A 20,332-nucleotide genomic window follows, 5' to 3' on the forward strand; every position below is an offset into this window, starting at 1 on the left:
GACGCAACACTTGCCCGGCTTTTTTTTTGGTAAAATGAATTAAAATTTGCGAGTTAAAATAGCCATTTCCGGCAGCACGGGTTTTGAAATGTGATATTTTCCCATATTCACTGAAAATCGCGATGAAATGATGTCGCTCGCCAGCCATCGCCAGGTATCGAGCCCGGACGGAACATCTGCAACGTTTACTGCGGCGGCAATATTCGCGAGCATCGCCAACCCTAATCCGGATTCAAACGCACTGCTGATGACCACAGATACATCGTTTTTATTCGCAAATTCCGCCCACCTCAGCGTGCCGGAAATCCCAAGAACAGACGGTTTCAAGATGAACGCGACAGTGCCTTCCGGAATCTGGAAATTTTCCAGATCTGCACCGTTCAGTGATTCATCCAGCGCCAGCGGCAATCCGGTTTGGCGGTGAAATTCTGCCAGATCTGCCGGATTTTGCAACGGCTCCTCGATGTATTCAATCCGCTCGATCCCCGATAATTTGCCATACGCAACCGCTTCCGGCAACGTCCAGCGGCGATTTGCATCTAGCCGAAGGCTTACTGTTGTTGGCAATTTTTTGCTTACGTTCGCTATCCATTCCAATTCTGTGTCAGTATCCGCACGACCGACTTTCATTTTTACCGCAGTGTATTTTTCAGCTATTATTCGTTCGATTTCCGCATCTATTCCGGCGGAAACGCCGGTCAGCAATCCGTTGACAGATATGGTTTGTCGCGCATCCGAATTAAGAATTTTTGCAACCGTTTTTTTCGCTGTCGCAGCTCGCAGGTTAAGATACGCCATTTCCAAACCGAACAGGACAGACGGCGCTAAATGCTTGTTTTCACTGAAATTACTGGAAACAAATTTTGAAAATTCATCTAAATTGTTGAACGATTTCCCACCCGGCCAAAGACTGCAAACCTGCCGCAATTGTTCCGCCGCAGAGGATAATTTTTCCGAATGCAATCCCGGAAACGGGGCAATTTCACCGAATCCGCAATTAACGGTTGCATCCCGGAATTCGAGCAAAAATCCCCGTCGGTCGCGCATTTCAGTGCCCATCAAATTGAGCGGTTGCGTGAGCGGCAGACAATATTCAAACACCCGGGCTTCCAGAATTTTCATTCGGTGGTATCCCAACTGACAGGATCGCCAACGGCGATCACACCGTTATCGAGCACTTCTCCAAACACACCGCCGCGCCAATCGCTTTTTAACACTTCGCGCAACCCCGGATAGGCTGCATCCATTTGTTCACACGGACGGGTTTCGCCGCGAATCTGTATCCGGCAATCGCCGATCCGCAATATTTTCCCACGGGAATTTGTCAATTGTATTCCACTAACCATCAGATTTGCGCGCCGCATTTTGGGCTCTATTTTTTCGGAGAGTGTTGTTTTCAACTCATCCCACAGTTCTTTTTCGATAATCGTGACCTGCCGTTTGCCACCCTGATTGGTGTTTCCGGCAATCCCGCGATTTGCAACTAAATCCGTAAAGCTATAAGCATCCATCGGACCTGATTTCATCCGTTTCAGCCAAATTGCTTCCAGTTTTCCAGACGCCATTTACACCGCTCCTTTTCAGTATTTCAATAATTCATTTGCATGATAAATCAAATAAATCACCGGAAAAACAGGTTATTAAATTATTTCATCCATTTTGTAATAAACAATATTCAATTTTTACGCTTTTTGGAAATTGCTTCATTTTAAAAACAAACCTGCCAAATTTATGATTAAGATTACATTCCCTATGCCTGATTTTTCTTTTATTGGTCATGCGTATTCGTTCAATCGGGTTAAAATGTTGGGGGGCAATATCCGCTATCGGATATTGGTTGGCGTATTAAAAATAGACACACCTCCTAAAAATTTCGCCATCACCCACATTTTTTCCAGGTTTTTGAATATGTAAATGCCAATGGAACGGCAATTGAGTAGTCGTTAACAGGGATTTAACCAGGGATAGGAGCTTGTTATGCAAATGGAAGTGCCGCTAACCACAATTGAGGTAGCTCATTTTACGCGTGCGATAAAATTGGCGGTTGCGGATTTCAGATCGATTCTTGCCGGATCAGATGCAGGCGGGTCCAACCCGGACGTTGCACTGTCTCTGGTACGCATTGCTTCCCTCTATCAAACAATGGGACGGACCAAAAACGCCACCCCACTGTTTTCTAAAGCTTTATCAATCTTTGAAAACGTTTTTGGCGTGGGTAAATCAAGTTTCAATACCCAGCTCCATTTTTTAAATGGCAAATGTTTTGTTTCTGACAGCCAGCATCCGGTGACCGGAAACGCAAAACTGATTGCTATCGATGTAACGGAAGAAGCCCGCAACACGGTTGTTGCAAAACGCCATCCCAATCAGCGTTATTTTCAGGCGCTCATCTCGTGGAAAGCCCCGTTTTCGCCGCAAATGCCGGAAATCTATTTTGAAAACGCATTATCGATGGTCTTCCCGGAAGATTGCCTGCAAAAATTTGCCACACATCTCCAATTGAAAATGCACAGAGATGAGCAACACATTTCCATATTTGAACTGGTAGAGTTGATTCGCGAGTGGCGGCACCGGTTTGGTTGTTTTGAATTGCCCAAAAATTACGAATGGGCTATGCCGACAACCATCGATTTCAGCAAAGAATTTAAATTTATCAGCACAATTGAGGACACAAACAGCCAGTTAAAACCGGCTGAAAACACGTCAGAAATCAAAGAAAATCAGACACTTAAAACAATTGAAAGCGTTCAGGTTTCTGTAACACTTGCACAGCAAAATCAGGAAGAAAAGAAGAAACAATCCATTAAAACAGGAAAACAAGAGATGCCAGAATACACCACTGTCAGTTCAGTACGATCAGAAAAACGGTTTTTATCTTCACGCAGCATGTTTGAAGATAACTCATTAAAATCTGCTCCGAAAAACGGCAGTGAAAATCGGGAACCTGCCACAGCCGTTGACCAGTTAGCGGAGTTGGTTTCAACAAAATTAAACAATGGTAAACTCTTGGATTTAAATGACTTAATCACAGTTAAACATCGCAAACAGTTCGTCAAAAAACTGTTCCGGAAGGATGAATCCAAGTTTGATTATCTGATCGATTTTTTGAATGATATTCCGGACTGGAAAGTAGCGAGCGAAAAACTGGAAGAATATTTCCACGTTAATAATATTTATCGCTACGATAAATATGCGATCGAACTTTCTGACCTTGTTTACCACCGGTATTTCCCGGCAGAAAATGAAACTCAAAAACTGAACAAATTTTGGCGTTAGCCATCACCGAACGTGTTGATCTGGATGCCATCGAAAACGCTCCAGATCAACACGTTCACCGATAAAAACCACATCTTCTGCTTCCAGCAACGTTTTCTGCAAATCATACCGCCCATCTTCTTTCGGCAAAGAAATTCTCCCCTGAGCGTTTATCACCCGATGCCAGGGGATCTCAACATCGTTTGGCGTGTTGTGCAATGCGTAACCGGCCAAACGCGGTTGACCGCCAAATCCGGCCAGCCGGGCAATCTGTCCATATGTGGCAATTTTTCCGTACGGAATTTGCCTGACAACCGCCCATATTTTTTGATAGCTGTCAGTTCTTTTCAAATTGGTTCAGATTCCAGTTGTAATCCATTGTTTCAATTTTTCGGCTGTCATCGAAAATTTTCTGTTGATCCGCCGGGCGAAATTTTGCAATAAATTTGCGGACACTGCCGGCATCGGTTTCAAAATCCCCTTTGTACCAATCAAAAATTTTTGTGACCAATATTTTATCTTCTGTAATTTCCACCCAATTCGGATCGTTTAGTGCGCGTTGGGTATTTTCGTTCAATTGGGCATCCAATAGCTTACCAGAATACGCAAAATTTGCCAACGGCGGACAGCCGATTGACGCACAGTTGACCGCAAAATGGATTCGCGCGTCGCCAAATTCTTTGCGAATCACATCATTTTCAATCGCATCGAGAGTGAGTTTTCGCCCTGCAACAGTTACCACTTCCCGTTTCCACGGCGAGCTGAACAATCCGCCGATATCTTTGATGCTCTTCAATGGATAATTTTGCAGCACCAGTTCCAGCGTTGCTGCATTATACAAATTTATCCAGAATGCCAGCGCATCGTTCTTTTCCCAACTGGCGGGATTTTGTTTTTCCAGCAAATTCACATAATCAAACAGCTGTTGTAAATCCTTTTTATTATTGAAGATACCGTCATAATCAAATCGATTGCCGTGCACATATTTTTGTAGCAATCCATCAAACGTTTGGTGAAGGTTATCCGCCGATTCGCTATTTTGCGCGAACATTTTCGGTGCGAATATCCCAAAAGCAACAGCGATTAACATCACAATTTTAAACAGATACGATTTCATGAACATCTCCATGGTTGATGGCAAATTGGTTTTCCACCAATATACGGTTTGGCAAATCCTAAAATATCACGAAAATCTGACGTTTTCATCAAAGAAATCAATTGAGCGAAAGAAAATGCAACTGCACAAATCCGCTCGCGTACGGATGGGGCAATGGAACTGGAGCCAGTATTTCCTGCAACTGCGGAAAATTTATCCGGCTTTCGTTCAAAACAGTCAGTTCCAAACCCGGTTTTTTGAAAATTGCGCTGTTATTTTCCGGTAACCGGTGTTTAAACAGCAAATCGCCTGTAATGAAAATTGGAATTTGCGGCTGTTGCCACGCGAAAACAAGCTGGGTAGCCAACCCGTAATCATCGCTCAAAATCCATTCCGGGAATTGGGTTGGCTGGTTTGCCCGCCACTGTTGCACCACATCTGCGGCAAACGGTTGCAGCGCTTGATATTCCTGCACCCGGTTTGCCCAATTACGGGTTGCAGAAACCCGGGCTTCGCGGTCACCGGCCTGCACTGAATAACTGGTTCCCAATATCGGAAAACGATTTTCGATCGCTGCGGCAAACCCGGGAAGCTGAAATCCGAGCCCAAATCCGATACTCAACACCAGTGAAGCCAGCGTCAATCGTTTCAGCCATGGGATTGGAAATTCGTTTTGCCAAAGCAGCAGCAACGTTACAAATGCCGGCAACATCCAGTTGGCTTTTATTTGTCCGGTAATGAGAATTGCGCCGCCAAATGCGGCGAAAAATGCGGTTGAAATCACCATCGGCAATGTCCAGCGCAGCGACTGGATTTGGGTTATCTCAGAAAAAATGCGATGAAAAAATGAAACAAACGGCGTTATGGTTCTCCATGCAACATAAACCATCGCCGGACCTCCCAGAACAACGATCCCCAACAATTGGATCGGCAAAACATGCAATAATGAAACCTGATCACCGATTTTTCCAAATTCCAGAACACCCTGAACCATCTGCCAATTCGCAGATATCGCAACCGGAAGCGCCGTACCCAACGTCAAAAGTATGCGTTTTATTCGCAATTTCGACGTATTCGAATCAATCACCAGCCAATAAAGGATCGCAATTGCAATCACCAAAATTCCGGACGGTTTTGCCCAAATTGCCAATCCTGCGGAAATTGCTGCCAGCGTAAATCCCTGTTTTTCTGAGAAATAAACGAATGCCAAAAGAGTGGCGAGCAACAACATATCCGGGTGTAAAATTGCACCGGCATACGTTTGCCACGGTGCAACAGCCAATGCGAGCAGCAACCAACGACGTTGCACATCTTTAATTTTTCGGCGGATCAGCAATTGCTCCAACAGCCACAGCGAGCAGGCGCTTGCGACCAGCGAAACCAGCCGGATCGCCCAAATATCCGGCAACGGCAGCCATTCAAACAACCGGATTGCAATTTGCAACAACGGCGAATATGCCAGTTCAAAATGATGTGCCCAATACCAATACAGTGCTTCATCCCGGCCGGCGCCGGGCAATAACAGCAGCGGTAATCGCAGCAAAATGACAGCCGGCAGTATCTGCCAAAACTGTTGTTTTAGTGGTGTTTGTGGGTTTCGATTTTCCCGCTGCATCGCGGATTTTCCTTCAGAAAAAATGAACGGCAGTTTTGATATTTGTCCCAAAAAATTTTGCGGGAATAACATAATACACAAAATCATCTGCTCATAGTTCAACAAATAAAAGACCAATCCGCTGCAAATTTTCTGAATTGTTGCAGATGATTTTCTGATGTATTAGATTGAAATGTTCGTCAGGGGTGTCCCGCCAAACCGGGACTGAGAGAATACCCTGGAACCTGATCCGGATAATACCGGCGGAGGAAGACGGACATGAACATTGACAAAACGTATTTTCAATTTCATGTGAACGCCGTTTTCCTTCGTAGAGAACGGCGTTTTTTTTTATTCCGGATCGATTCAACATTTACAAATTAGCGGGGTTAACTGTATGTTTCGATTCATTTTAACGGCATTACTTTTTTTAACGATACATCTGTTCGCACAGAGCGGACAATTTTCCGGCGTGGTGACAGACGCCAAAACCGGCGAACCACTGGTTGGCGCGAACGTCACAATTCCGGCATTGGGCATCGGTACAACCACAGATTCGGACGGATTTTTCACCCTGAGAAATGTATCCTTCGGCGATCACCAGATTTCCGTAAACTTTTTGGGATATAAAAATTTTCAGCGAATCGTCAGCGTTTCCCGAAACACAGAGCCGGTGAAAATATCGCTTGCACCAACGCCGTTGGCGGGAAAAGCGGTGAACATCGTCGCCACCCGCGCGATTGAAGGTGAAACGCCGGCAGCATTTTCCACCCTCACCAACGAAGAAATTGAAACACGATATTACGCCCAGGATATTCCGGTGCTGCTCAGCGAGCTGCCCTCAACCACCTATTATTCGGAAAACGGCAGCGGACTCGGCTACACTTACATGAGCATTCGCGGTTTCGACCAGCGGCGCATTTCCGTCATGATCAACGGTGTGCCGCAAAATGACCCGGAAGATCACAACGTGTACTGGGTGGATTTCCCGGATTTTATGGGAAATGTGGAAGATATTCAGGTGCAGCGCGGCGCAGGCAGTGCATTTTACGGACCGCCGGCAATCGGCGGATCGGTAAATATTATCACCAACGCGTTTTCGCCGGACAAACGATTGTCAATTTACAGCGGCGGCGGCAGCTACGGCACAACCAAATTTTCGGTTGGCGCAAATTCCGGGCTGATCAACGATCGCTGGGTGGTAAATGCGCGGCTATCACAAATAAAAACAGATGGTTATCGCGAATCATCTGCGCTCGACTTCAAAAGCTATTTTTTCGGCGCGGCGTATTTTGGCGAAACATCGACCACCAAATTGCAGTTTTACGGCGGACCGATCGAGGATGAACTGGCGTATTACGGCATCTCCAAAGCGGAAGCGGAAGACCCGGAATTGCGAAAAACCAATTACATCAACGATCCGCGCGAAATCGAAAATTTCAACCAGCCGCATCTCGAACTGATCAATACCTGGCAGTTAGGCGAAAAAACCACGCTGAACAACACGCTGTTTTACATCAGGGGCGATGGATTTTTTGATTATCAGGGCAATTGGGCACCGTTCAGCTATTATCGGCTCACACCGGAATTCGGGTTCGATGTGGAAGGTGACCCGACGGAGCAATACGCCAGCGACGTCATTATTCGCGCGAATGTGGAAAACAACCAGTTTGGCTGGTTCCCGAATGTGACATGGCAGCACGATCGCGGGCAGTTGATTGCCGGAACAGAATTGCGCACCCATCGCTCGCTGCATTGGGGACGCATTCAGGATGGCAGCGACGATTTGCCGGTGGCAACCTCCGGCGAATGGAACGGTCGCGACTACATCGGCGAACGCCGCTATTACGAATACAAAGGTGGGAAAGATGTGCTATCACCTTATATTTTCAGCACTTATCGCCTGAACAAACGCATTAATCTGAACGCCGCTTTGCAATTGGTGATGCAGCGATACAAACTGTTTGACGAAAAATTTACCGGCACTGAGTTCGATGTGAATTTCACATTTTTGAATCCGCGTATCGGCGTGCAATACAATTTCACACCGGAATTGAGTGTTTTCGGCAGCTTTTCCCGCACCAGTCGCGAACCGCGATTGAAAAATTATTACGACGCCGCAGAAGCCAGCACGCCCATCGCATGGGGCGCGGTAGTTCCCCAATTTGAGCAAAATGCGGACGGCAGTTTCGATTTCGATAATCCGTTCATCGAACCGGAAAAATTGAACGATGTTGAGCTGGGATTGAGCTATTTGGGCACTCGCACCGAAGGTCATATCAATTTGTTTTATATGGACTTCCGTGATGAAATTGTCAAAAGTGGGCAACTCGACCGGTTCGGTCAGCCCATCACCGGAAACGCGCCGCAAAGTCTGCACGCGGGCATCGAATTCGCCGCAAATGTGCAGACGACCAACTGGCTGTCGCTCTCCGGAAATATGACTTTCAGCCAAAATGAATTGAAAAAATATTCCGTTTTCGATTACGACGACGATGGCATCGTGCTCGAACAAAAACTGGACGGCAACGCCATCGCCGGATTCCCGGATTTTCTGGCGAACGCTCGGGCAAATGTGCAGTATCGGGGATTTGAGGCATCGCTGGCGATGCAGCATGTCGGCAAATTTTACACCGACAATTTCGAAAATGAGCAACATACGGTGGATGCGCACACGGTTTTTCACGGCGTTTTGGGTTACGACCTCGGACGGTTTTTGCAAAGCCGCAAAGGCTTTTTGCTCCAATTGCATGTTCGCAATATTTTTGATAAACTATATATCGCACACGGCGAAGGTTCGGATTTCTTCCCTGCAGCGGAGCGCCACTTTTTCGTGAATGCGAAAATAGAATTGTAACCGGAGTAAAAACAATGCCTAACCTTATCCACTACGCCATTCCCGGATTCATTTTGCTGATGGTGATCGAGGTGCTGTTTAGCGCCTGGCAGGATGCGGAATTGTATGATTTCAAAGATACCGTCGCCAGCCTGACGATGGGCATCGGTAATGTGATCATCAAATTATTCACCAAAATTCCCATTTTGGGCGCATACTTTTTGGCGTATGAATTCCGCTTTTTTACTGTTCCGGCGGATGCGTTGTGGGCTTGGGTGCTGCTCTTTTTTCTGGAAGATTTTACTTATTGGCTGTTCCATTTTTCATCGCACAACGTGCGATTTTTTTGGGCGGCGCACGTGACGCACCATTCTTCGCAGAAATACAATTTATCCACTGCGCTGCGCCAAACCTGGACCGGCGCGTTGAACCTCAGTTTCGTTTTCTGGCTGTGGCTGCCGTTGCTCGGATTTCACCCGCTGATGGTGATGACGATGCAATCAGTTAGCCTGATTTACCAATTCTGGATCCACACCGAAGCCGTTGGCAAACTGGGATTTCTGGAATGGTTCTGGAACACGCCATCGCACCACCGGGTGCATCACGCGTCGGATGTGAAATATCTCGACCGCAATCACGCCGGGATTTTGATCATTTGGGATCGCATGTTTGGCACATTTATCGAAGAGGACGAGCGCCCGATTTATGGATTAACGAAAAATCTCAACAGCTTCAATCCGGTGAAAATCGCTTTTCACGAATGGCAGGACATGATCCGCGATGCCTCGCGGAAAGGGCTTTCGCTGCGGCAGCGGCTCGGCTACATTTTCGGTCCGCCAGGATGGAGCCACGACGGCAGCCGGAAAACCACTGCACAATTACGTGCGGAACTCACTCAATGAGTCGCGTAAACCATTGTTAACGCAGGGTTTAAAACTGGCGTTAAATGCAAAATTTTAAATTAGAAAAAGCACATTTTGAGCACCGATAAATCAAAAAGCCTGTTGCTTTTCGCCAACGGCGAAGTAACATCTGCTGAAATTGAGCGGATTCGCAAACTCAATTTTGATCAGATTGTTGCGGCGGACGGCGGCGCAACAAACGCGCTCAAATTCGGGATTTTGCCGGATGTCGTCATCGGCGATCTCGATTCGATCACACCGGAAATCCGCGAAAAGTTGCCGGATGCGCAATTGTTGCATCGCCCGTCGCAGGAAATCAACGATCTGCACAAAGCGCTCGATTTTTGCGTTGACTCCGGCGCAGTATCCGTCACGGTTTTGGGCATCACCGGAAAACGGTTTGATCACTCGCTGAACAATTTTTCCGTGCTCTGCCATTTTGATCAGCAGCTCAATTTGCAGATTTTTGACGCAAATTCGCAAATTTTCATCGTTCGCGATAAATGGACGTTCACCGGAAAACCCGGGCAAACCGTTTCGCTGATTCCGCTCGGCGCAGTGGCGGGTGTAACCACCGCCGGATTACAATGGGAACTGCGCAACGAAACGCTGGCAATGGGCGTCCGAGAGGGTTGCAGCAATGTTTTTCGGGAAGCCCATGTTCGTGTTTCCATTGAATCCGGCATACTGTTAGTATTTGTAAATGAATAACTTACACATCCTCGAAATTCTCCCGATTTTATTGTATCTCGCGGCTATACTGGCGATCGGCATTCGCAAACGCGATGGCGACAACAACGCCGAAAACTTCATGCTCGGCGGACGACAGCTCACTTTTCCCGCGTTCATCGCCACGTTGGTGACCACCTGGTATGGCGGCATTCTGGGCGTCGGCGAATTCACCTGGCTGTATGGCGTGTCCAACTGGATTGTTTTCGGTCTCCCCTACTACATTTTTGCGCTGATTTTTGCGTTCGTTTTTGCGCCAAAAATCCAGTCCGCGCCGATGCTCTCCATCCCGGACCAATTTTTCCATCACTTCGGAAAAACCGGCGGCGTGCTCAGTGCAATCTTCACATTTTTTATGGTGTTGCCAGCGCCATACGTGCTGATGGTCGGTTTTCTGCTGATGTGGATTACCGGCTGGAGCCTGTGGATTTGCATCATTTTGGGCACGCTATTTTCGATGATTTACGTTTTGAACGGCGGATTTCACGCCGTCGTTCGCACCGATAAACTACAGTTTTTATTGATGTTCGGTGGTTTTATTTTATTGTTCGGTTTTTTGGTTGGCGAAAACGGCGGCATCGGGTTTCTGCAATCAAATTTACCAGAACTGCACCTCACCTGGCACGGCGGCAATTCCGTGCAAACGATGCTCGTGTGGTTTTTCATCGCCGCGTGGACATTCGTCGATCCCGGATTTCACCAACGCTGCGCCGCCGCAAAATCCCCGAAAATTGCCAGAAACGGCATTCTTGCGTCCGTCGGATTCTGGCTAATGTTCGATTTTCTGACCACTTCCTGCGGACTTTATGCGCGGGCGTTGCTCGACGGGAGCGGCGTTTCCCCGGCGCTGTCGTTCCCGGTGTTGGGTCACGAAGTGCTGCCGCCGCTGCTTTCCGGGCTGTTTCTCACCGGATTGCTGGCGACAATCATGTCCACGGTGGACAGCTTTTCGCTATTGTCTGCCATCACCATCGGGCACGATTTGATCGGCAAATGGCGCAAACCCAACGGCGTATCGCTGCTACGCACCGGACTGGCGATCAGCGCAATTATTTCCATCGGTTTGGCGATTGCCGTGCCGTCAGTGATTAACATCTGGCTGCTCATCGGCAATATTTTTATCCCGCCGATGCTCCTGCCGTTGGTTGCCTGTTATTTTCCGGCGGCAAATCCGGGTAAATTTTGGGTGAATATCAATCTGATTGGCGCGTTTGCGGTGAGTTTCAGCTGGCTGCTTTTTTCAGCGATGGGTAGCGATTCGCTCGCAAATCTCGCATTTGCATACGATATCCCGCCGATGTATCCGGGGATGCTGTTTTCGGTGATTGTTTTTGGTTTGGGAATTTTCAGAAAAGATAATTAGCCGCAAAGGCGCGAAGAACGCAGAGACAACAGAGAATAAATTATTTAAAAAATCTCTGTGCCCCTCTGTGACTCTGTGGCTAAAATATTTAACTTCAGAAAGAATATTTACAAAGTGCCAATTGCGGCAAAGAACTACGGTTTTTCCAGCCCAAGTTTTTGCATTTTGTATCGCACGCTGCGTTCGGAAATGCCCAGTTCCCGCGCGGCGGCAGACTGGTTCCAGTCGTTGCGGGTGAGCGCCTCCAGCAACATTGTTTTTTCGTATGCCTCTTTGCGCACTTTGATGTCCGGTGCATTGGCATCCGGATCGCCGAAACGGGTCGGCACATCTACCGGACGAATCTCGTTGGGCAACAATTCCACCGGCAGAAGATCGTGTGGCTCATCCGCCAAAATCACCATTCGCTCCAGAATATTTTCCAGCTCCCGCACATTTCCCGGCCATTGATACGCCTCCAGATGCGCCAGCGTATCCGGCTTAAACCCTTTGATGGATTTATTGTGCCGTTTGGCTAATTTTTCCAAAAAATGATCGGCGAGAATAGCCACATCGCCTTTGCGATCTTTCAGCGGTGGCAATTTAATGGCAACCACGTTCAGCCGGTAAAAAAGATCCTGCCGGAATTCGCCGGATTTAATTTTTTCATTCAACTCGCTGCTGCCGGCGGAAATGATCCGCACATCCACTTTTTTGGTTTGGGTGCTGCCGAGCGGACGAATTTCGCTTTCCTGAATGGCGCGGAGAAATTTGCTCTGCACTTCCAACGGCATGTTGGCGATTTCATCCAGAAACAGCGTGCCGCCGTTGGCGACTTCGAACAGCCCTTTTTTATCTCGGATGGCACCGGTGAACGCGCCTTTCAGATAACCAAACAACTCGCCTTCCAGCAAATTTGCCGGCAACGCACCGCAGTCGATCGCCACAAACGGCTTTGTGGCACGCGGGCCGTTATAATGAATCACTTTGGCAATCAGCTCTTTTCCAGTACCGCTTTCTCCCTCGATGATCACGCGGGCATCGGTCGGAACGACCCGTTCCAGCAGCGCAAAAACAGAGCGCATTTGCGGGCTGCTACCGATAATCCCGTGATAATCGTATCGCTCCTGCACTTCCTGCCGCAGCCGCAACGTTTCATTAAAAATCTCATCGTGAAAACGGGCGTTGTGGATGAACTGCCCGAAGATGGTTGCCAAAACCGTTAGCAACCGCAATTCGCGCTCGGCAAACGGTTGTCCGTTTTGGCGAATGAGGTTGAGCACGCCAATAATTTCCCCTCCGGTTTTCAGCGGAACGCTGAGCACGGAGCTGATACTCCGGTATTTATCTTTAATAAATTTATCGCCAATAAGCTCTGTAATATTGTCAGATAAATACGATTGATTGTGTTTCGTCACCCAACCGCCGAGCAGCATATTCAAAAAATGATCCAGCTTCACATCCGCATTTTCCGCGCGGCGAATGAGCGTTTTGGCTTCACTTTCTCCTGCGGGATCGAACAGCAGAATCGCCCCCTGATCCGCCACACACAGTTGCAATGCCTCGTTGGTGATGTGTTCAATCAGCTCATTCACATTCAGCGATGAGCTGACCGCTTCCAACACGCGATAAACTTTTTCGTAATCCTGAACCTGCTCGCGGAGCAGTTGATTTTCATGGGTCAATTGATCAATTTTTTGTTCGCTCGATGGCATTTTTGTTTCCAATTTCATTTGAATTCGTCATTTTTGTCGAATCTACAAAAAAATATCGACAAAAGCATTAGCAAACCCCAAAAATCCCGAATCGCGGGATTTTCGCCCTAAACAACATTTTAAGGTGATATGCGTCGTAAATCACGAAACATTTTCTGCATGGCATGTAAGTTGGTTTTTATCGGCAATAAAGATAATTCGTATCTATTTTTAATTCAGCGCGTTAAAAAATTAATGGCGTTTTCAACTTAAGATTTAAAGGAGGCAAATGTGATGCACCAAAATCAACGCATTTCTGTCTCGAAGCTGCTGGTTTTCACCGTTGCAATTTTATTTTTTGCCGCTTCCGGCTGCGATCATGATCCGATTTACGGTGACAACTATGGCAGACGTTACACCGCGAGTGAAGATTTTTCCTTTGACCTTTCCGTTACAGAATATTTATCCCTCAAAGTGATTGGATTAAATGGCGACATCGAAATTATCGGCGATCCACAGTTAACCGGGCAATGCCTGCTCTCGGGCGAAAAACAGGTTGAATCCGACAGTCGCGGCGATGCGCTTCGTGAATTGGACTATTTACAGGTGAAGATTGTGCGGGAAGCGAGCCAATTGGTTATTCAAACCGATCAGCCGGAAAGCTCTCGCGGGCGCGAATACACCGTAAATTATGTGGTGCGAATTCCCGTCAATTGGACGACAGAAGTTGAATTGCTGAACGGGAATATTTCCATTTCAGATATGACGAATGCCGTCCGGGCGACTCACAGCAACGGCAATATTACTATTTCTAACATTGAACATGATGTTGTAGCAGATTTGACCAACGGCAACATTACACTGGAAAATATTAACGGCAATGTGGAAACTGCGTTGGTAAACGGCAATATTTCCGCAGAAGTTATTTTATCCGACGAAGAATTTTGCAAATTGCACGTGGTAAACGGCTCTATTTCGTTGCGAATCCCTGTTGTAACATCGGCGGAACTTAGTGCCGGCACAACCAACGGCACCATCCGGCTGGTTAATTTGCTATTGGAAAATGCGAATTTTGGGGAGCATTCGGTCACCGGAATGTTGAATGGCGGCGCGGGAAAAATTCACTTGCAAACCGTCAACGGATCGATTGTTATAACTGGATTTTGATCCCACATAAAATTGAAAAAGAAATCCATTCCGCACTTTTACAATTCCCGGAACGCGCTTATATTTGCCAATGAGCAAAAAAAGCGCGTTTTTTTTTCGCGCATAAATTGCGGAAAAACAACCATCAACGTTGGAGCAAACAATCATGAAAGTGGGATATTTCCAGTTTCGCCCCCGTTTCGGCAACATTCAGCACAACCTGAAAACCGTTGTAAATGCGCTTAAATCTGTGGAAGCAGATTTGATTGTGTTGCCGGAATTGCCGTTTTCCGGCTACCATTTCCGGGATCGGGCGGAAACCCTGACGTTATCGGAAAACCCGCAACAATCGCCAACGGTTGCCACGCTGATCGACCTTTGCCGCAGCCGTAATTTGCACATCGTTACCGGATTTGCAGAAAAGCAGGCGGATAAATGCTTTAACAGCGCCCTGCTGATCGGTCCGGAAGGTTTGCTGCACACCTATCGGAAAATTCATTTGTTCAGTGGAGAAAAACACTGTTTCGATCCCGGCGACACACCGTTATCGGTGCAAAACGTGCGCGGCGCAACCATCGGCATTATGGTTTGTTTCGACTGGATTTTTCCGGAAGTTACCCGTACGCTGGCAGTTTTGGGTGCGGATATTATTTGCCATCCATCGAATCTGGTGCTGGCATATTGCCAGCAAACCATGTTATCGCGTTGTTTGGAGAACAATATTTTTGCAATCACCTGCAACCGTTTCGGGAAAGACGTTCGCCCGCACGGCGAATTGCGTTTCACCGGAAAAAGCCAGGTTGTCGCACCAAAAGGCGTATTGCTGAACCGCGCGCCATCTCAAAAAACGACGTTGTTCATCACAGAAATAAATCCGGAATTGGCACGGCAAAAATCCATCACCGCAACCAACGATATTCTTGGCGACCGTCGCCCGGAATTTTATGAACCGCTGACATCGTGACGCACCACGATTTTCCCGAATTGCTCACCGGATGCCATGCGCCGGAATGCATCGGGGTAATCCTGCCAATCGAACGGACCGTCAACCAGCGGATGAATGTGGTGTTTTTCAAAAAAATGTACCATTTCTGAAAAATCTGTTTGAGTGCCCATGGTTGTGCCCTGTACGGTCACCTGTTTCCAGAAAATTTTGCGCAAATTGATACCCGGCGGATTTCCGGCAGTCGCTCCGAAGAACACAATTTTCCCGCCCGGATTGACGATATTTAACAGGTTATCAAATCCTTCGCCACCGGCACTATCGATAATCAAATCTACCCCATTTTCACCGGCTGCAGCACTAATTTTTTCTGCCCAATCGTCACTGCGATAATTGGCCCCGCCGATCGCTCCGGCAGATTTCGCCCGTTCGATCTTTTCTTCGTTGCCGGATGTAACCAGCACATTTGCGCCGGCTGCAACCGCCATCAGCAGCATCAGCGAAGCAACGCCACCGCCAATACCGGTGATGAGCACGGTTTGTCCGGCTTGCAAATTGCCCTGAGTGAATAGCGCCCGGTATCCGGTCAGCCCCGCCAACGGGATGGCTGCGGCTTCAGCGAAGCTCAGATAATCCGGTTTTTGCACAATATTTTCTACCGGCACACACACAAATTCCGCCTGAACGCCGTTATCCGGCAAACCTAAAATGCGAAATTTTTTCTGTTGCGCCCGCAGATTGTCGCCCCAATTGAGCGACGGATTTATAAGAACCGGTTTGTGGAGCCAGTTTTCCGGCACATTTTCGCCCAATTCGTATACCGTTCCAGCGCCATCCGAGCCTAAAATAATTGGCGTTTTGATGCCGGCATACAATCCCTGAGTAATCCAGACATCTCGGTGATTAAGTGCAGATGCTTCAACTTTAACGACAACTTCACCGGCTGCCGGTTTTGGATAATCAACTTCCCGAAATGCCAGTGCATCGATGCCATCGGGCTTTTCGAAAACAAGCGCGTTCATTTTTTCCATAAATCACCTCACATTTTTTATGAATAAACCATTCCTTCAAGTTTATATTTTTCAATATCTTCGGGTAACAAACCTTTGGGATTGCAAAGTTGTTTCACTACGATAATTGCGCAAAGCAGGCTGTCCAGTGCATCGCCTTTGGCATCTGCCAGCACCCGTTCACGAATATTCGGATCACCCATTTTAATGCCGTTTTGCCCAACAATCGTTTCAAAAATCAGCCTGCGATGCGCATTTTCCTGATCCGCTTTGGTTTTGTACGGCGCGTATAATTTCATTTTTTTGAGCAGCGAAGCCGGGCAACATTCCAGCAAAACCGGCAAATTTCCTTCGGGTTGCTGCATGGGAACCACTCGCGCGGCGTTATTTTTCACCAATGGCGAAAGCACGTCGCGAATACCGTAATAGGTTTGGCGATACATCCGCAAATTGTAAGGCGAAAACGGCGTTTGTGTTTCCAGATCGGTCAACCGTTTCACTTCCGAACCGGGAAAAACATCGCGGCAGTGGTTCCGGAATTGATCCGCCGATGCAAATTTCTCCGGAAAATTGGCCGCAAATTGTTGCCATGTCGATTCGGGAAACATGCCGAGCGGAATGCTGAATGCAACATCCAGTCCCAAAACGGCATTTTTTTGATCCGCGATAAACCGGCAAAGCGCCGGTAAAACAAGTTCTCTTTTTGACGAACAATCCAAAAATTCAGCCGCGTTTTTGCACTTTTTGATGGTGAGCGTTTCACCATCAGCCGTTGCTTCCGTAATCCAGATGGCATTTCCGGCGAGCGCAGCGCCGCTAAAATCGATCCCGTAAATTTGAATCGGTAATTGTTTGGAATCGAGCACAATGTTATTTGTCATTTCATGTTTTTTATCGTTAATCATTTAATAACAACTATTTAACCAGCGTTAATTTGCGCGTTTGGCTGTGCCGCCCATCCACTGTCAACCGATAAAAATAGCTGCCACCGGCAACCGGTTCATTTCGAAAATTAACGCCGCTCCAATTAACCGAGTGGTTTCCCGGCGTAAGCTGCGACCAATTCCAGTTGATCACTTCCCGTCCGTTGGCATCCAGAATTGCCAGTTTTACGGACGCATTCTGCGTTAATTCGAACGGAATATTTGTTGCAGGATTGAACGGATTGGGAAAATTTTGCCGAAGCCTGAACCCCTGCGGCAACGACGGTTCCGGCGTTACACCGTTCGGGTTCGCATTAAAGCGGTAAATTCTCCCGTTAAATGCGCAAAGATACAATTCGCGCGATTCGTCCACGCCAAAACTGGAAATGAACAAATTCGTATCATCATACAAAGCATTTGTGGCGGGTGAGCTGCCATCATAGTTGAGCAGCCAAATTCGCCCGCTGACATAATCTGCATAAACGTAACTGCCAACCCATTCCTCAATTTCGCTGCCGCGATAGACATATCCGCCGGTAATTGACTGTCCCAAACTGTGCGTATATTGCCAAATAGGGAGCGTTAGCCCGGCTGTATCACAATTTGGCGGATTGTAACACTGATTTCCCTCCATCAGTCGCCAGCCATAATTTTTGCCATTTTCGATAATATTAACTTCCTCAATTTGGTTTTGACCCACTTCGCCGGCCCACAACCAGCCGGTTTCCGGATCAAAGCTGATCCGCCAGGGATTGCGCAATCCGTAGGCAAAAATTTCTTCGCGCCAGCCGCTGCTGTTTCCTTTGAATGGGTTATCTTCCGGAATTGCATAGTTTTTGCCATTCTCGATGCTATCCACATCGATTCGCAAAATAGATCCCAACAGCGTTGAACGGTTTTGGCCGTTGTTTAACGGATCGCCGCCATCGCCGCCATCGCCAGTGGTGATGTAGAGAAAACCGTCATTCGGGCCAAAAGCCAGCGCACCCGCGTTGTGATTGCTATATGGCTTGTCGATTTCCAGCAGCACCAACTCACTGTTGGGGTCGGCTGCATTTGGGTCGTTTTGCGAAATGGCGTATCGCGCAATGACGCTGCGATTGGGGTTGGTTGCCGTGTAGTTGATGTAAAAATAGGCGCTGTCCGGAAAATCCGGGTGAAACGCCAGTCCCAGTAACCCTTCTTCGTTGCTGGAATCATCCACTTTATTGCGGATATCCAAAAAAATTGCCGCAGTCGCAACTGACGGATCGTTGGGGAAAACGCGGATGATTCCCGATTGTTCGACCACAAAAATGCGATTGGTGCCATCACTGGCATTCTGCAAATCGACCGGGCGACTGAAAGTGAGATTCGGGAAAGCCACATCCAGCGTAACCTGGCTGTACATATTTATCGATGCAACCATTAATAGTATCAATAATTTGGAAATTGTATTCATATGTTTCCTCATTTGAATGAGATTTGATAAATTCTGGCGGTTTATTAAAATGCGCTAAATTGTAACGTTTTTCAAGAAATTATTTTTTCAACCGGATTTTGAATCTATTTTCAGCCGGATAAAGCTCAAAATTATCAAATAAAAAGGAAAATAATGAACACATACGCCATTATCATTTTAGCCACTCTGCTGTTGAGCTACATTTTGGATTTAATCACCGAATTGCTGAATTTAAAGGCATTGCGAGACGAGTTACCAACGGAATTTAGCGATGTTTTTGATCAGGAAAAATATCGGAAATCGCAGGAATACACCCGCGTCAAAACGCGTTTCGGGCTGATTTACGCCACATTTAGCCTGATCGTTACGCTGGTTTTCTGGTTTTCCGGCGGATTCAATTGGCTGGATTTGCTGGTTCGCCAGTGGGGTTTTAGCGAGATTTTCACCGGGTTGTTTTACATTGGCATTTTGCTGATTGCCAACACCGTTTTAAATCTGCCTTTTTCCATCTATTCCACATTTGTTATTGAAGCCCGTTTCGGTTTCAACAAAACCACGCCCAAAACTTTTGTGCTGGATATGCTGAAAGGGCTGTTGCTGGGTGTTGTGATCGGCGGTGCGCTGCTCGGCGGCATTCTGGCGTTTTTCCAATTTGCCGGTGCAAACGCCTGGCTGTATTGCTGGATCGCGGTGACGCTGTTTACCATTTTCATGCAATTTATTGCGCCAACCTGGATTATGCCGCTGTTCAACAAATTTACACCGCTGGAAGATGGCGAGTTGCGCCGCGAAATCATGAATTATGCCCAAAAAGTGCATTTCCCGCTGGATAATTTATTTGTGATGGATGGCTCCAAACGATCGGCGAAATCCAATGCATTTTTTACAGGATTTGGCAAACACAAACGCATTGCACTGTTTGATACGCTGATTGAAAAACACAGCGTTGCGGAACTTGTGGCAATTTTGGCGCATGAGATCGGGCATTATAAAAAGAAGCATATTTTACAGGGCATGATTATCAGCATTTTACACACCGGTGTGATGTTCTTTCTGCTGTCGATTTTTTTGAACCACAGCGGATTATTTGATGCATTTTATATGGAAAATATGTCCATTTATGCCGGATTCATTTTTTTCGGGATGCTGTTTTCGCCGATCAGCGAAATTTTGGGAATTTTTATGCAGATGTTTTCTCGCAAAAATGAATTTGAAGCCGACCAATTTGCTGCGGAAACCACTCAAAATTCATCGAATATGATCAGCGCATTGAAGAAACTTTCGGCGAACAACCTATCCAACCTTACGCCTCACCCATTTTATGTTTTCCTCAACTATTCACATCCGCCGGTTTTGGAACGCATTCGGGCATTGCGGAGCCTGCAGCTTTAATTGATTGATTTTATTGAGTTTCGATCACA

Annotated in this window: 17 protein-coding genes and 1 riboswitch; of the genes, 8 read left to right on the plus strand and 9 right to left on the minus strand. The window is 47.1% G+C overall.

Going from position 1 to position 20,332, the window contains the following annotated elements; translation table 11 throughout:
• Positions 1 to 39 precede the first annotated feature (39 nt).
• Positions 40 to 1,122 (minus strand): o-succinylbenzoate synthase, encoded by a 1,083-nt coding sequence (menC, locus tag H6629_01750; GenBank protein MCB9066522.1) that lies wholly within the window; start codon positions 1,120 to 1,122, stop codon positions 40 to 42.
• Complete coding sequence (locus H6629_01755) at positions 1,119 to 1,565, minus strand: MOSC domain-containing protein (GenBank protein MCB9066523.1); 447 nt, start codon at positions 1,563 to 1,565, stop codon at positions 1,119 to 1,121. The genes menC and H6629_01755 overlap by 4 nt, the downstream gene beginning before the upstream one ends.
• Before the next feature lie 646 nt (positions 1,566 to 2,211).
• On the opposite strand from H6629_01755, the gene H6629_01760 reads away from it, so the two are divergent.
• Positions 2,212 to 3,276, plus strand: a complete 1,065-nt coding sequence (locus tag H6629_01760) for a hypothetical protein (protein MCB9066524.1) — start codon at positions 2,212 to 2,214, stop codon at positions 3,274 to 3,276.
• 3 nt (positions 3,277 to 3,279) lie between these two features.
• Here H6629_01760 and H6629_01765 read toward each other — a convergent pair whose 3' ends face one another.
• The 3 genes from H6629_01765 to H6629_01775 form a co-directional block, all read right to left on the minus strand.
• On the minus strand, positions 3,280 to 3,606 hold the full coding sequence (locus H6629_01765; protein MCB9066525.1) for a methylated-DNA--[protein]-cysteine S-methyltransferase: 327 nt from the start codon (positions 3,604 to 3,606) through the stop codon (positions 3,280 to 3,282).
• Positions 3,593 to 4,372: a DUF547 domain-containing protein gene (locus tag H6629_01770; protein MCB9066526.1), complete on the minus strand. Its 780-nt coding sequence runs from the start codon at positions 4,370 to 4,372 to the stop codon at positions 3,593 to 3,595. The genes H6629_01765 and H6629_01770 overlap by 14 nt, the downstream gene beginning before the upstream one ends.
• Positions 4,373 to 4,469: 97 nt before the next feature.
• The gene (locus H6629_01775) at positions 4,470 to 5,966 is read right to left on the minus strand and encodes a glycosyltransferase family 39 protein (protein MCB9066527.1); all 1,497 of its coding nucleotides are present in this window, start codon (positions 5,964 to 5,966) and stop codon (positions 4,470 to 4,472) included.
• 171 nt (positions 5,967 to 6,137) lie between these two features.
• A riboswitch (TPP riboswitch) is annotated at positions 6,138 to 6,234 on the plus strand.
• Between the two features lie 108 nt (positions 6,235 to 6,342).
• Between H6629_01775 and H6629_01780 the strand changes: the two genes are divergently transcribed.
• The 4 genes from H6629_01780 (at position 6,343) to H6629_01795 (ending at position 11,775) form a co-directional block, all read left to right on the plus strand.
• Positions 6,343 to 8,802: a TonB-dependent receptor gene (locus tag H6629_01780; protein ID MCB9066528.1), complete on the plus strand. Its 2,460-nt coding sequence runs from the start codon at positions 6,343 to 6,345 to the stop codon at positions 8,800 to 8,802.
• A 14-nt stretch (positions 8,803 to 8,816) separates the two neighbouring features.
• Entirely contained in the window at positions 8,817 to 9,683 is an 867-nt protein-coding gene (locus H6629_01785) for a sterol desaturase family protein (GenBank protein MCB9066529.1), read from the plus strand.
• A gap of 75 nt (positions 9,684 to 9,758) precedes the next feature.
• Entirely contained in the window at positions 9,759 to 10,394 is a 636-nt protein-coding gene (locus H6629_01790; GenBank protein MCB9066530.1) for a thiamine diphosphokinase, read from the plus strand.
• The gene (locus H6629_01795) at positions 10,387 to 11,775 is read left to right on the plus strand and encodes a sodium:solute symporter family protein (protein ID MCB9066531.1); all 1,389 of its coding nucleotides are present in this window, start codon (positions 10,387 to 10,389) and stop codon (positions 11,773 to 11,775) included. Before H6629_01790 ends, H6629_01795 begins: the two co-directional genes overlap by 8 nt.
• Positions 11,776 to 11,909: 134 nt before the next feature.
• Here H6629_01795 and H6629_01800 read toward each other — a convergent pair whose 3' ends face one another.
• On the minus strand, positions 11,910 to 13,487 hold the full coding sequence (locus H6629_01800; protein MCB9066532.1) for a sigma 54-interacting transcriptional regulator: 1,578 nt from the start codon (positions 13,485 to 13,487) through the stop codon (positions 11,910 to 11,912).
• A gap of 255 nt (positions 13,488 to 13,742) precedes the next feature.
• Between H6629_01800 and H6629_01805 the strand changes: the two genes are divergently transcribed.
• A complete protein-coding gene (locus H6629_01805; GenBank protein ID MCB9066533.1) occupies positions 13,743 to 14,615 on the plus strand; it encodes a DUF4097 family beta strand repeat protein in 873 nt (290 codons plus the stop codon).
• 145 nt (positions 14,616 to 14,760) lie between these two features.
• The gene (locus tag H6629_01810) at positions 14,761 to 15,558 is read left to right on the plus strand and encodes an acyltransferase (protein MCB9066534.1); all 798 of its coding nucleotides are present in this window, start codon (positions 14,761 to 14,763) and stop codon (positions 15,556 to 15,558) included.
• On the opposite strand, the gene H6629_01815 is transcribed toward H6629_01810, so the two are convergent.
• From H6629_01815 to H6629_01825, 3 genes are read right to left on the minus strand one after another with little or no spacing between them, the layout of a single operon-like run.
• Entirely contained in the window at positions 15,537 to 16,559 is a 1,023-nt protein-coding gene (locus H6629_01815; GenBank protein MCB9066535.1) for a zinc-binding dehydrogenase, read from the minus strand. The two genes, H6629_01810 and H6629_01815, sit on opposite strands and share 22 nt — an antisense overlap.
• 26 nt (positions 16,560 to 16,585) lie before the next feature.
• Positions 16,586 to 17,428, minus strand: a complete 843-nt coding sequence (locus H6629_01820) for a hypothetical protein (protein ID MCB9066536.1) — start codon at positions 17,426 to 17,428, stop codon at positions 16,586 to 16,588.
• A 34-nt stretch (positions 17,429 to 17,462) separates the two neighbouring features.
• The gene (locus tag H6629_01825; protein ID MCB9066537.1) at positions 17,463 to 18,923 is read right to left on the minus strand and encodes a PQQ-dependent sugar dehydrogenase; all 1,461 of its coding nucleotides are present in this window, start codon (positions 18,921 to 18,923) and stop codon (positions 17,463 to 17,465) included.
• A gap of 141 nt (positions 18,924 to 19,064) precedes the next feature.
• Between H6629_01825 and H6629_01830 the strand changes: the two genes are divergently transcribed.
• Complete coding sequence (locus H6629_01830; GenBank protein ID MCB9066538.1) at positions 19,065 to 20,303, plus strand: M48 family metallopeptidase; 1,239 nt, start codon at positions 19,065 to 19,067, stop codon at positions 20,301 to 20,303.
• The last annotated feature ends 29 nt before the right edge of the window (positions 20,304 to 20,332 follow it).

It is taken from the genome of Calditrichia bacterium, from assembly GCA_020634975.1.
Classification (GTDB): domain Bacteria; phylum Calditrichota; class Calditrichia; order RBG-13-44-9; family J075; genus JACKAQ01.